The following is a 13,272-nucleotide window of genomic DNA, read 5'->3' on the forward strand; positions in this document are numbered from 1 at the left end:
ACCACCGCGGCTGGGCAGTCCGCATCGGCGGCGACCGTCATCCCGAGTTCGTCCCACCACCCTGGATCGACCCCGGCCAACAGCCCCGCCGCAACACCTACCATCGCCTCATCGACGCACTCGGCAGCCACGGACCGCCCCTGGGCTCCGGCGAAACCGCCTGGCCGCCGCGCCCTGACCCGCCGACCGACCCACCCGACCATGTCCGCGCGGCCTGACGACGCGTGCCGGCCGTGCACGGCATCCACCGACGACACCGTCGCGGGCGGCCTGACGCGTCAACCGGCGGAGACAGGCACCATGACGTCGCCAACCGTTGATGATCACGACGGCCAACCGCACCAGCAGCGCCCGCAGCCGCGCCCCGCCGCAGCCGACCTCGACCGCCACGTCACCGTCGGTCAGCCGCAGCGGGCCGAGGATCGCGACGTCCACGCATCCACCTGCCATGCCCGGCCGACCACGCCGCACCCGATGCCGGAGGCAGCCGACGCGGATAGCGTGTCCAGATGAGCGACGGCCGCGGCGACACCGACCGGCCCCGGGCAGCGGACCCAGGCCCCCTGGAGGCAGAGTTGCGGCGCGCCCTGCGCGATGACGAGGAGCTGCTGGAGGCCCTGAAGCAGGCCATGGTCCGCGAGGAACGAGAACGTGCGGCGATCACCACCAACGAGGACGGCACCCCCTTTTCCGGCTCGGCCTGGGCCATCCGCGACCGCCGACGGACGACCCTCTCCTACGCGTCGGGTACACGCTCCTCGCGCACCTCCCGGACCGCTGGGAGGCAGTCCTCAGCGTGTCGGCAGCGGCCGACGACCTACGGATGATGGTCGTCGTTAAGTCGCGTCCCGACGAGCCCTTCATGGCGGAGACGCTGCTCTACCTTGCGGACGTCGCCGAGTCATGCGCCGTCCTGCGGCGCTCGATGGCCGAGCCCGGGTGTGCGTGGGGCCTGGTACAACGCCATCATCCGGCTCGAGCGCGACGGCACCATCAAGCCGAGCTACGACTTCGACGGCCCACCTTTCATGCAGTGGGGCCCGACGGAGGTCGACCTTCTGCGGCGCGACCAGGAGCTCTACCCTCGTCCCCACGAGCGGCTGCCGTGCTGCATCCCGCCCGTTGGCGGCTCGGGTCAGAACGAGATCGTCAGGACGTGGTCGGGCTCGACCAGGAAGACCACCCGGTCCGTACGCGGCTGGTACGGCATGCCGATGTAGGCATACGCCATGCGGTCGATGATCGCCCACGCCCGGTCGCCATCCACGCGCTCGACCACCCGACCGCGGACCAGCGCGGACGTGTTCGGCTGGTCGCGGCCGGTCACCGAGAGCGCCACCCGCGGGTCGCGGGCGATGTTGCGCGCCTTGCGGGATCCCGGTGAGGTCAGGAACGCGATCCGGTCACCCTCCAGGGCGACCCAGAGGGGGACGCTGTGCGGCGAGCCGTCGGGCATGAGCGTGGCGAGGTGGGCCTGGTTGGCGCCGTCGAGTAGGCGGCGAGCCTCGTCGGACAGGTCGGTCATCGTGCTTCCTCTCAGCCGGTCCGCTCATGGTCACGGACGGATGACCTGCGGGAAGGCGAAGAACCCCGCCGGATCGTAGCGCGCCTTGACCCGGCGCAGCCGCTCCAGGTTGGGGCCGTGGTACGCCGGGAGCGGGTCGGCGAGCCGCGGGTCGGGGAAGTTCGGGTACACACCGCCGGTCCCCGACGGGCGCGCCAGCTCCCACGACCGGTCCAGCCAGGCCAGGGCCGCCGCACCGTCACTGCCGGACGATGCCGTCACGGCGTGCTTGATCAGGAACCGCGCGTCGCGGTGGGCGAACGCCGTCGCCCGCACCGGGGTCCGCGTGTAGGCACCGCCCCACGGGCTCAGGTCCAGCTCCCGGGTCTGGCCGGGCACCCTGGCGGAGCCGAAGTGGCGCACCAGCGCCTCGACCGCCAGCCCGGGCAGCGCCTGTCCGATGAACTCCGACCGGCTGACTGGGTGCCCGGCCTCCGCCGGCGCTGCTGCGATCTGGGCGCCGAGCTCGGCCAGGTACACCTTCGTCTCGGGAAAGCTCCGGGTCGCGACGTCCAGGTTCACGGGATCGGTGCCGACGACGACGGCGAACCGCGCGAGCGCCTCGGTGGTCGCCGTCTCGGTGTCGAACATCGCGCCGAACAGGTTCACTACCGGCGGCTGCGCGAGGTCGGCGCCGGCGGTGACGAGCAGGCTGGCGGCCAGCCGGTCCGGACCCGACGGCGCCCAGTGCTGCCAAGAGTCGATCACCCGGACGGCGTCGTCGTACGGCCAGGCGGCGTGGAACGTGGTGGCCGCCGGCGCCGGCACCGCCCGGAATGTCAGCGCGGTGACGATGCCGAACTGGCCACCGCCGGCACCGCGCAGCGCCCAGAACAGGTCGCCGTCGCGATGCTCGTCGCAGTCGACGATCCGCCCGTCGGCGAGCACCACCCGGGCGGCGAGCAGCTGGTCGGCCGTCAGTCCGTGGGTACGGCCGAGGATGCCGAACCCGCCGCCGAGGGTGAGCCCGGCGATCCCGACCGTCGCACCGCAGCCGGCCGGAAGCGTCAACCCGTACCGGTCCAGGGCGTCGTACAGTTCGCGCAGCCTTGCCCCGGCGCCGACGGTGACCACGTCGCCGTCGACCGTCACCGACCGCAGCGGACGCACGTCGATTAGCAGGCCGGAGGTGGACGACCGGCCGGCGAAGCAGTGCCCGCCGCTGCGCGGGACGGCCGGCAGCCCGCGCCTGCGAGCCAGCGAGACGGTCGCGGCGACGTCGGCGTCGGCGCGGCAGCGCACGATGGCCAGCGGTGCGGCGGCACCGGGTGCGCCCCGGCCGACGGGAACGAGCCGCGCGTCGTCATAATCGGGGTCGCCGGGACGCAGCAGGTCGCCGGCCAGGCCCTCCCGCAGTGCCCGCCAGTCCGCGTCGGATACCGGATGGTCAGTGGTCGTCATGCTGCCGACGGTACGACCGGACGGCGCCGCGGTTCTTGAACGGAACGGCCACGGTCATCCCGCGCCGGACGGCCTAGCTCAGCCGGGGCGCAGCAGTGGGGTGAACGACACCGCGTGGTCGTGCCCGCGGCCGCAGGTCTCCTCGATGTCGCGCAGGAACGCCCGCGGTGTCACGCCGGTCAGCCGGACGCACTCGCGGGTCAGGTGCGCCTGATCGGCGTAGCCGGTGTCGACGGCCAGCCCCGCCAGGCCGTCCCGGTCCGGCGAGCCGCCGCGCGACAAGGCGAGCTGCACCCGGGCGAGGAAGCCCTGGAAGCGCAGCATCCGCTGCAGCGTCTTCGGCCCGACCCCGACCGCGGCCCGGCAGCGCCGCCGGAAGCCGCGCTCGGACAGGCCCAGCTCGGCGCCGACCGCGCCGACCTCCGTGCCGTTCCACGGCATCAGCCGGCGCACGGCCTCGGCGATGAGCGGGTCCGGGGCATCGGCGCCGACCCCGCCGATGGCAGCGGCCACCAGATCCTCCAGCGCGGCGACGGCGCCGGACTCCGTTGTCGCGGCCGCGACCCGTTCGCCGGCGACCAGAGCCGTCGACCCCCACAGCTCGGTCGCGTCCACCACGACGTCGGCCAGCTCCGCAACCGGCAGGCCGAGCAGGTCCGCCGCGGCGCCTTGGCGGAACCGCAGCCCGACGACGGCGCTTCCCGCGTCGAGCACCTCGACCCGCGGCCCGGTGAGCGGCCCCGCCACCCGTGGTGTCGTGCCGGCCCGGCAGACTACGTGGACGCTGCCGTCGGGGATATCGCGGTGCGGGTAGGGCCCGGCGCCGGGCAGCACCCGCTGGACCCACGTCGCCGAGACGAGCCCGGCCAGGCGCGGAGACGGCAGCCATTCGCGGTGGGTCTGCCCGACCACGTCTGGAGTCTCCCAGGTCACCGACGCGGGCGGAAGGGCCAGGTGTCGACTCTGCCCGCAGGGCAAGGCCGAGCGGTGCACCGTGAGCGACGAGGCGCGGCTCTCGCTCGGGCAGGTTGCTCGCCCGGGAGTTACGACGACCGCGAGCTGCTCCTGGCCGACGTGAAGACCGTTCCGGTGCAGCCGACTCCCGCCGGGTCTGGACATGGAACGCGCTGCCGGGCCAGGATCTCCGATCACCGGGAGATGGCCATGCAGCACGTGTGACGTGATGCGGCAAGTGGTTCCATGTCTTACGAGCTGCCAAACGGTGGGAGCGCCGATGAGCTGGTACGGGCGGAAGTCAGGGGTCGGTCGCTGGAGCATCGGGGCGATCGCCCTGGCGCTCCTGGGCATCGGGATCATGATCGGCGCGGCATTGACGCCGGGCTCGACCGGTCCCGCGTCGGCGGCGCCACCGGCCCTGGTCGACGGCGCGCCCGGGGACCAACCGTCACTGTCGGCCGGCGCGATGTGGTACCCGTGGGCGCCCGGGCCGGGCGAGCTGGGCGCGGCGCCGATGGCGTTCTCCGTCGACCACCTGCTCGACGGCCGCCGGGTCAAGAAGGTGGTGGCGTCCTGGGGGCGCAACGAGGACAGCTCGAACGCGCCGCTGCGCAACACCCGCGCCGTCGCCGAGGACGACGGCCAGGTCTTCGTACCGTACGAGGCTCTGCCGCCGGAGTTCACGATGGTGGCGACCACTCGGCTGCGCGACGGCGCGCTGTTGTCGGCCAGCTTCGTCCCCACCACCGCGCCGGCACCGAACCGCGTCGGCATCTCGATGGCCCGCTCGACCGACCTGGCGACCACGTGGACGCAGTGGACCGCGCCGCTGGTCGAGAACAAGTGGCGGCTGAACTGGTACCGCATCCACCGCGACATCATCGAGCTGGCCGACGGCACCCTCCTCATGGGCGCCTACGGCCACGGCACCATCGCCGGCGTCACGAAGGAGTACAGCCTGGTCCTGGAGTCCACCGACGGCGGCCAGACCTTCCAGCAGCGCTCGGCGGTCAACGCCGGCTCCCAGTACGGGACCAACGAGCTCGGGATGGCCCGCACCAGCGACGGCCGGCTCATCGCGGTCATGCGCGGCAGCGAGTCGGTGCCGCGGCCGCCGTCGATGCCGCTGACGGTGTCGTTCTCCGACGACGACGGCCTCACCTGGGAGCCGCTCCAGCCGTACGTCCCGCCGGAGGGCATGCCGAACAACGGGATCATGCCGAAGCTCGTGTTGCAGGCCAACGGCCAGCTGCTCATGTCGTACGGCCGGCCGGACAACAACGTCGTCGTCTCCCTCGACGGCACCGGGCGCACCTGGGACACCGGCACGGTCGTCTTCTCGCGCCACCCCGGCGACGACCCGCTGCGGCGCTGGATGGGCAGCAGCGGCAACATGGACCTCGTCCCGCTGCACAACGGCGCCTCGCTCGCCTTCGGCGACACCTGCCACAACATCTGGTGGTGCCGGGAGTACGGCCACGACAACAAGATCTGGACCCGCCGCGTCGACGCCGTCTCCCCCGGCGTGGGCAAGCTGGACCTGGCCGCCAAGGTCGAGGCCGGCACGGCGCGGCTCACCGGCCAAGTGGTCGCCGCCGACGACCGCTTCGCCGAGCAGCGCCTCGAGGGCGCCGTCGACGGCAGCTCGCAGTACCGCTCCGCGGCCCGGTTCGACGGCGACGAGACCCTGACCATCGAGCTGGACAAGGTTTACACGCTGAACCGGATCGGCCTGATGATGTCGCGCGGCGAGCCGAACAGCGCCCGCATCCAGGTCTCCGAGGACGGCCGCTTCTGGGGCCGCCCGATCGTCAGCACCGGCGTGCGCACCGACCACGCGATGCGCTACGAGGACATCGAGCCGGTGCGGGCCCGCTACCTCCGCATCAGCCGCGGCTCCGGCGGCGCACCGCTGAGCGCCGTCACCGAACTGGAGCTCTACGCGGCCAACCTCCTCACCTTCGAGAACGACGCGCCCAACAGCACGCCCCGCACCCTCACCGACACCCGGTACGCGTTCGTCGTCAACACGATCCTGCCCAGCTACGACAACTCATCCAGCCACATGGCGCTGGTCGACGCGGACATGGACGCCAAGGCCACCGCGACCTTCCCGGCTTCGGACCCGGCGCAGGACCAGCACGTCTCCTTCGGCTTCGAGGGCTACGGCTACGGCTCGGGCGCGATCTGGGACATCCTCGGCACCGACGTGTCCGGCGCGGAGGTGACGGCCTTCCGGCTCCACTTCGCCCCGGACTGGACCGCCAACGTGATGAAGGTGCGAGCCTGGAACGGCACGTCGTGGGTCGACGTCGGCTCGGCCGGCCCGGTGCCGCCGAACAAGACGTGGATGGCCATCACCATCGACAGCACCGCGACCGAGACCACCGTCAGCCTCAACGGCACGCCCATGGGCACCACGACCGTCACGCTGGCCGACGTCGAGCCGTTCACCGGCTTCCGGGCCGAGACCGGGCTGGTGCCGGCCGACGTCGGCAACATGGAGCACGCCTACGACGACGTCGTCATCGAGCCGCTGAGCTAGGGGTTCGCACGGCCATAGGGTGCGCCGCGCCCGGATGGCCGGGTCTACCGGCGCGGCCACGCGACGGTGGGAAACTCGTGATCGGCAGGCTGACCGAGCGGCCCACGTCGTCGCTCGGCGTCAGACTCGGCGGACGACGTGGATCAGGTACTCCTTGCGGTCCAGGGGGTTGTGGTCGGTCCGCGGCCGCTGCGGCACCGGCCCGGTGACCGGCTCGTACCGGGCGAACTCGGTCTCCAGGACGCCCTCGCCGCGGGTCAGCGCGGGCAGGTCCTGGTACAGGCGGTGCACGCTGGCGGCCGGGACCTCGCCCTCGATCTGGTACGCCGGGTCGCCGCCCGCCGAGCCAGCCGGCACCGGAGGGCCGGGCACCGCCCGCAACGCGGTCAGCGCCGGCAGCACCTGCCCGAGCGTGTCGGCGGGCAGCTCGAGCCGGAACCGGTGCAGCGGCTCGTGGACCCCGGTGTCGGCCTCGCGCAGCGCCTCGACCAGCACCAGCGGCGTCAGGAACCGGAAATCGCCGGCCGTGCTGGACATGCTCTTGTCGAACACGGCGTGCGCGTGGCTCTGTCGCGGCGCGTAGCCGGAATGCCACAGCGTGACCGAGCAGTCCGGCACCTCCCAGCCGTGCAGCCCTTGGCGGAGCGTCTCGCGCACGGTCTCCTCGATCGCCCGGAGGAACGCCAGCGGCAGCGACCCCAGCTCGATCGAGATGCCGAACTCGACGCCGGCGCCGGGCGGCAGCGGCTCGACCCGCAGGCCGATGCCGGCCAAGAACGGGTTGCCGTCCTGCTTCATCCGCTCCACCGAGCTGCCGACGCCGGTCAGCCGTTCGACACAGATCGTGGTGGACTCGCGGAACTCCACGTCCAGGCCGTAGTCGCCGGCCAGCGTGGCCTGGATGACCTCCTTCTGCACCTCGCCGTACAGCGAGACGAACACCTCCCGGCGCACGTCGTCCTGGCGCAGGTCGATCAGCGGGTCCTGCTCGGCCAGCTGGGCCAAGGCGACGTGCAGGGCGCCGCGGTCCGCGGGCCGGCTCGGGACCACCACCGTCTCCAGCGTCGGCGGGGCGAAGCGCTGCCCGTTGCGGGCCGCCCGGCGCGGCGCGCCGATGGTGTCGCCGATGCGGACCTCGCCGAGGCCCCACACGGTGGCGATCCGGCCGGGCCCGACCGACGGGGCCGGCCCCGCGCCGCCGCGGTCGACGACCCGCATCGCGGTGACCTTGCCGTCGCGACCGCCGCCGAGCGCGACGCGGTCACGAGTGCGCAGGGTGCCGCCGAACATCCGCACGTAGGCGATCTTCTCCCCCGCCGGGCCGCGTTCGACCTTGAAGACGGTGCCCGACGGCGGGCCGTCGGGGTCACCGCCCGCCGCCGGCAGCAGCTCGACGATGCCGGCCATCAGTTCACCGACGCCGGCACCGGTGATCGCAGAGCCGAAGAAGACCGGGTGCACCACCGCCTTCGCGATCTGTGCCGCCAGCGCCCGGCGCAACCGCCGATAGGACACCGTCGCCGGGTCGTCGACGTAGGCCGCCAACAGCGCGTCGTCGTGGTCGGCGAGCACCTCGGTCAGCCGCGCGCCGAACCCGTCGTCGGCGGGACCGAAGCTGGCCACGGCCGCGGCGCGCGAGCCAGGCGCCGTCGCCGACTCCATGGCAACCACCGACGGCGACAGCTTGGCGGCCAGCTCGCGCAGCACCCGGTCAGGCCGGGCGCCGGAGCGGTCGAGCTTGTTGACGAAGACCAGGGTCGGGATGGTCAGCCGGCGCAGCGCCCGCATGAGCACGCGGGTCTGTGCCTGCACGCCCTCGACCGCCGACACGACCAGCACAGCACCGTCGAGCACGTCGAGCACCCGCTCCACCTCGGCGATGAAGTCCGGGTGGCCTGGGGTGTCGATGAGGTTGACCGTCGTGTCGCCGACGACGAAGGAGACGACGGCGGACTTGATGGTGATGCCGCGCTGGCGCTCCAGCGCCAGAGTGTCGGTGCGGGTGCTGCCCGCGTCGACGCTGCCGACCTCGTCGATGACCCCGGCTGCGTACAGCAGCCGCTCGGTCAGGCTGGTCTTACCTGCGTCGACATGGGCCAGGATCCCCAAGTTGAGCGTGCGCAATGAGCTTCATGTCCTTTGGGTAGGCGTGGGTTCCCTTCTGTGTGGACACGAAAGCTGCGCGCATGACCCGCTCCTCAGGCTGATCCGGGTTGACCTCCGCAGTTCAGCAGACCGGCGACGATCACGGCAAACGGTTTTCGCCCTACACTCGGCGGATGGAGTCCGTGCGGCTGGCGGACCTCCTGGCCGGGCTGTCTCGGCAGGCCGACCTGGGGTTCGGGCTCCCGATCGGCACGGCGCTGAGGTCCTGTGCCCTGGCGACGCGGCTGGCCGACGCCGCCGGGCTGCCGGCCGACGACGCCCGCGCCGCGTTCTACACCGCGCTGCTCCACCACGTCGGGTGCACTGGATACGCGCACGAGACCGCCCAGCTCTTCGGCGACGAACTGGCCGCGAACACCGCCGCGGCCCGCACCGACACCGCGTCCGGGCGCGACGTCGTCACGACCTTTCTGCCGCTGCTGACCGGCGGACGGCCGGCCCGGCAACGCGTCCGCCTCGCCTATCGCGCCGTCGTGCACGGCGACAGCTGGGGCGACGCGTTCACGACGGCCGCCTGCGAGCTGGCCCGCGACGCCGCCCGCCGGCTCCACCTGCCGGAGACCGTACAGATCAGCCTCTTCCACGTCTTCGACAGCTGGCGGGCACGTGGCGCGAACGACGGCGGCGGCCGCCGGGCCGCCGGTGGACCCGGCCCGGTCGACCGGCCCGGAGGGCTGTCCGGATGGGCGGTCCCGGTCGGCGCCCGGGTCGCTCGGCTGACCGGCGTCGCGGTGCTGTTCGACACCGTCGGCGGCGTCGACGGCGCCGTCACGGCCGTACGGCGCCGCGCCGGGCGGATGCTCGACCCGGAGCTGGCCGAGAGGTTCCAGCGCGGCGCGGCCCGATGGCTGCCGGAGCTGGCCACGACCGACCCACGCCGCCTCGTCCTCGACGCCGAGCCCGGGCCCGTCGTGACGGTGCCCGACCCGCGCCCGGTAGCGGAGCTCTTCGGCGACCTGGCCGACGTCGCGACCCCGTACTTCCTCGGGCACGCCCGGGCGGTGGCCTGGCTGGCCGGTGCGGCCGCGCAGCGGCTGGGGCTGCCCGCCGACACCGTCGCGGACCTGCGCGTCGCCGGACACCTCCACGACGTCGGCCGCGTCGGCGTCTCCGCGTCCACCTGGGAGAAGCCCGGCCTCGACCTCGACGAGTGGGAGCAGGTGCGGCTGCACCCGTACTACTCCGAGCGGGTGCTGGCCGGGTCCCAGACGCTGGCCCGGCTCGGAGGGCTCGTCGGGCGACACCATGAGCGGCTCGACGGCAGCGGCTACCACCGCGGTTGCACCGCGGCGGAGCTGGCCATGCCGGCGCGGGTGCTCGCCGCCGCGGACGCCTACCGGACGCTGCTGGAGCCGCGGCCGCACCGCGCCGCCTGGAACCGGGAGGCGGCGGGCCGGCGGGTCAGCGACGAGGCGCGCCGGCGAACCCTCGACCCGGACGCGGTCTGGGCCGTGCTCGCCGCGGCGGGCCATGGCGGCGCCGTGCGACCAGCACCCGGCACAGCGCAACCACCACCAGCACCCAGCGGGGCGCCGCCACCACCCGCCCCCGGCGGGCTCTCCGACCGGGAGGTCGAGGTGCTACGGCTGCTGGCCCTGGGCTGCGGCAACGCCGAGATCGCGACCCGTCTGGTCATCTCTCGCCGCACCGCCGAGCACCACGTGCAGCACGTCTACGCCAAGATCGATGTGTCCAGTCGGGCCGCCGCCACGCTGTTCGCCGTCCGCCACCGGCTCGTCGAGTAGGTGGACCAGGCCGACCAGCCGAATAGGCAGCTCTACCGATGCCGGCCACCCCCGGCCCGCGCCAGCCTGGACTCGACCACACCGCGCACGGCGGTGGGCCGAGCGAATGGGGGCACCATGACGACACGCAGCATCCTGGCCGGACGCACCATCGTCACCACGCCAGACGGCACCAGCATCGCGGTCCACGTCTCCGGGGCCGGCCGCCCGTTGGTCCTCGTGCCCGGCACGACGAGCGACCACACCAGCTGGCGGTTCGTGGTGCCGCTGCTGGAGCCGCACGCCACCGTCCACGCCGTCGACCGGCGCGGCCGCGGCGACAGCGGGGACGGACCCGCTTACGCGCTGGAGCGGGAGTTCGCCGACGTGGCCGCCGTGGTCGCCGCGGCCGCGGCGTCCGCCGGCACCCAGGTCGACCTGCTCGGCCACTCCTTCGGCGGCGAGGTCGCCTGCGGGGCGGCGCTGTCGCGCTCCCGCCACGTCCGCCGGCTCGTGCTCTACGAGGGCTGGCCGGCACCGCGCGCGGAACACCGCCGCCTCCCTGACGACGTGCTGCGCCGGGTGGAGGGGCTGCTCGCGTCGGGGCGGCCGGAGGACGCGCTGCGGGCGTTCTTCCGCGACATGGTGCTGCTGTCCGACGACGAGGTGGACACGGTCGCGGCCGGGCCCACCTGGCCGCTCCGGGTCGCCGCGGCACACACCGTCCCGCGGGAGGTGCGCGCGTTCGCCAGCCACATCTTCGACCCGGCCGAGGCCGCCCGGCTCACCATGCCGGTGTTGCTGATCGTCGGCGGTGAGAGTCCGGAGGCGATCCGGTGCGACCCCGACGTCGTCGCGGCCGCGCTGCCGGACGCCACGGTGCGGGTGCTGGACGGCCAGGGCCACATGGCACACATCGCGGACCCGGCCGCGCTCGCGGCGACGGTCGTGACCTTCCTTGCCGACTGACCGCTCGCGGGTGGCTACTCCCCCATGATCAAGGGGACGGGAGGCTGACCGTGATGTCGAGGCCGCCGGCGGGGCGGGCCGCGACCGTGATCTCGCCGTGGTGTGCCTCCACGATCGCTCGCACGATCGACAGTCCCAGGCCAACACCGCCGTCGGTGCGGGTGCGGTGCGATTCGCCGTGCACGAACGGTTCGAGCAACCCAGCGGCGTCCTCCGGCGCGACGAGACGGCCGGTGTTGGCCACCCGCAGCACAACCGCCGGCTCCGTCCCTGCCTCGACGCCCGTCGTCACCCGGACCCAGCCGCCGGGCTCGTTGTAGCGGACGGCGTTGTCGACGAGGTTGCCGGCCAACCGCTCCAGCAGGACCGGGTCACCGTCGACGCGGGCCGGCCGCAGTGCCCGGTCCAGCTCGACACCGTGCGCGGCGGTGCTCGACGCGGCGCCGTCGAGCACCGCCGCCACCACGCCGGCCAGGTCGACGGGGCGCGGCTCGCCCAGGCCGGCCTGGCTGCGGGCCAGCGCGAGCAGCCCGTCGAGGGTCCGCTGGCTGCGCGCGACCGCGGTGCGGATGTCGCCGGCCATCGCGATCAGCTCGGCCCGGCTGGGCTCCCCGGCCAGGGTGACGTCGATGGCGGTGCGCATGGTGGTCAGCGGCGTGCGCAGCTCGTGAGCGGCGTTGGCGGCGAACATCCGCTGCCCGTCGAGGACACGGTCGCGTTCGGCGACGCCGCCCTCGATGCGGTCGAGCATGCCGTTGATCGTGGCCGCCAGCGCCGCGAGCTCGTCCGCCGGCGTCGTCACCGGGACCCGCTCGGACAGGTTCTCCGCGGACAGCCGGCGCGCGGCCGCCGAGATGGACCGGATCGGCCGCAGCACCCGGCCCGCCAGCAGCCAGCCGAGCACGGCCGCCAGTACCGTCACCACCGCGAGGCCGATCGCGGCCTGGGCGAGCAGGTCGTCGCGGGTCGCCGCCTGGACCTGCTCGGCCAGCTCCGCCAGGTCCTCCGCCGGCGGCGGCCCTGGGTCGTCACCCGGCTCGAGCAGGACGAGGTGCGAGCGTCGGTCCAGGTCCTGCTCGGTCAGCACGTAGGTCAGGCCGATCACGGCGACGCCGGCGACCAGCACCAGGCCGGTGTAGATGACCGTGAGCCGGGCGCGAGCGGACAGCCGCACCGCTCTCATCCGGCGATCCGGTACCCGGCGCCGACCACCGTCTCGATGAACGGCGGGTCACCGAGCTTGCGGCGCAGGGTCCCGACGGTGATCCGCACGGCGTTGGTGAACGGATCGGCGTACTCGTCCCACACCTTCTCCAACAGGGTCTCCGCACTGACGACGTCGCCGCCGGCTGCCAACAACTGCTCGAGGACGCCGAACTCCTTCGGTGTCAGCTGCAGGGTCCGGCCGGCCCGCTCGGCCGTGCGCCGGGACGGGTCGAGCACCACGTCGGCCGCGCGCAGCACCGGCGGTCGGGCGGGGGTGTTGCGCCGGCCGAGCGCTCGCACTCGTGCGACCAGCTCGGAGAACGCGAACGGCTTGCCCAGGTAGTCGTCCGCACCCAGGGCGAGCCCACCGACTCGGTCCTCCACCGCGTCGGAGGCGGTCAGCATGAGCACCCGCGCCGTGCCGCGCTCGGCCAGCTGCCGGCAGACGGTGTCGCCGTGCACCTCGGGCAGGTCGCGGTCGAGCACCACGACGTCGTAGGGCGTGACGTCGCACTTGTCCAGCGCGGTGCGGCCGTCGTAGGCGACATCGACGGCGAGGCCCTCCTTCCGCAGCCCCACCGCGATGTACCCGGCCAGCGGTTCCTCGTCCTCCACGAGCAGCACGCGCACCCGCCCAGTATTCCGGCCGCGGCGTATGGCCGGGATATGGTTCGGCGATCGGCCCGCCAGACCGGCCGGCCCGTACATCTGGTGTCACCGACTCTGTCGAACGGAAAGGT

At 73.5% G+C, this 13,272-nt stretch carries 10 protein-coding genes and 1 pseudogene; 5 read left to right on the forward strand and 6 right to left on the reverse strand.

All coding sequences use genetic code 11. The features are described from left to right. Positions 1-218, forward strand: a pseudogene (locus tag E1269_RS33150) (hypothetical protein); the annotation flags it as partial. A gap of 291 nt (positions 219-509) precedes the next feature. Then, a complete protein-coding gene (locus tag E1269_RS29105; RefSeq protein WP_131901256.1) occupies positions 510-827 on the forward strand; it encodes a hypothetical protein in 318 nt (105 codons plus the stop codon). Between the two features lie 308 nt (positions 828-1,135). Here the strand turns inward: E1269_RS29105 and E1269_RS29110 are convergent, their stop codons facing one another. From E1269_RS29110 to E1269_RS32590, 3 genes are all read right to left on the reverse strand, one after another. After that, the gene (locus E1269_RS29110) at positions 1,136-1,525 is read right to left on the reverse strand and encodes a PPOX class F420-dependent oxidoreductase (RefSeq protein ID WP_131901258.1); all 390 of its coding nucleotides are present in this window, start codon (positions 1,523-1,525) and stop codon (positions 1,136-1,138) included. Between the two features lie 30 nt (positions 1,526-1,555). Then, positions 1,556-2,965, reverse strand: coding sequence for an FAD-binding oxidoreductase (locus E1269_RS29115; RefSeq protein ID WP_131901260.1), 1,410 nt, complete (start codon positions 2,963-2,965; stop codon positions 1,556-1,558). Positions 2,966-3,043: 78 nt separating this feature from the next. Next, positions 3,044-3,877: a helix-turn-helix domain-containing protein gene (locus tag E1269_RS32590; protein ID WP_162606680.1), complete on the reverse strand. Its 834-nt coding sequence runs from the start codon at positions 3,875-3,877 to the stop codon at positions 3,044-3,046. 322 nt (positions 3,878-4,199) lie between these two features. On the opposite strand from E1269_RS32590, the gene E1269_RS29125 reads away from it, so the two are divergent. After that, on the forward strand, positions 4,200-6,467 hold the full coding sequence (locus E1269_RS29125; protein WP_162606681.1) for an exo-alpha-sialidase: 2,268 nt from the start codon (positions 4,200-4,202) through the stop codon (positions 6,465-6,467). A gap of 120 nt (positions 6,468-6,587) precedes the next feature. Here the strand turns inward: E1269_RS29125 and E1269_RS29130 are convergent, their stop codons facing one another. Then, positions 6,588-8,591, reverse strand: a complete 2,004-nt coding sequence (locus E1269_RS29130) for an elongation factor G (RefSeq protein WP_131901264.1) — start codon at positions 8,589-8,591, stop codon at positions 6,588-6,590. Between the two features lie 155 nt (positions 8,592-8,746). On the opposite strand from E1269_RS29130, the gene E1269_RS29135 reads away from it, so the two are divergent. Together E1269_RS29135 and E1269_RS29140 are read left to right on the forward strand one after the other, a co-directional pair. Further along, positions 8,747-10,378, forward strand: coding sequence for an HD domain-containing phosphohydrolase (locus tag E1269_RS29135; protein WP_131901266.1), 1,632 nt, complete (start codon positions 8,747-8,749; stop codon positions 10,376-10,378). Between the two features lie 117 nt (positions 10,379-10,495). Beyond that, complete coding sequence (locus tag E1269_RS29140; RefSeq protein WP_131901268.1) at positions 10,496-11,326, forward strand: alpha/beta fold hydrolase; 831 nt, start codon at positions 10,496-10,498, stop codon at positions 11,324-11,326. 28 nt (positions 11,327-11,354) lie between these two features. On the opposite strand, the gene E1269_RS29145 is transcribed toward E1269_RS29140, so the two are convergent. Together E1269_RS29145 and E1269_RS29150 are read right to left on the reverse strand one after the other, a co-directional pair. Continuing rightward, entirely contained in the window at positions 11,355-12,509 is a 1,155-nt protein-coding gene (locus E1269_RS29145) for a sensor histidine kinase (protein WP_131901270.1), read from the reverse strand. Beyond that, the gene (locus E1269_RS29150) at positions 12,506-13,162 is read right to left on the reverse strand and encodes a response regulator transcription factor (protein ID WP_131901272.1); all 657 of its coding nucleotides are present in this window, start codon (positions 13,160-13,162) and stop codon (positions 12,506-12,508) included. Before E1269_RS29150 ends, E1269_RS29145 begins: the two co-directional genes overlap by 4 nt. Positions 13,163-13,272: the final 110 nt, after the last annotated feature.

It is taken from the genome of Jiangella asiatica (assembly GCF_004349065.1).
Lineage (GTDB): Bacteria > Actinomycetota > Actinomycetes > Jiangellales > Jiangellaceae > Jiangella > Jiangella asiatica.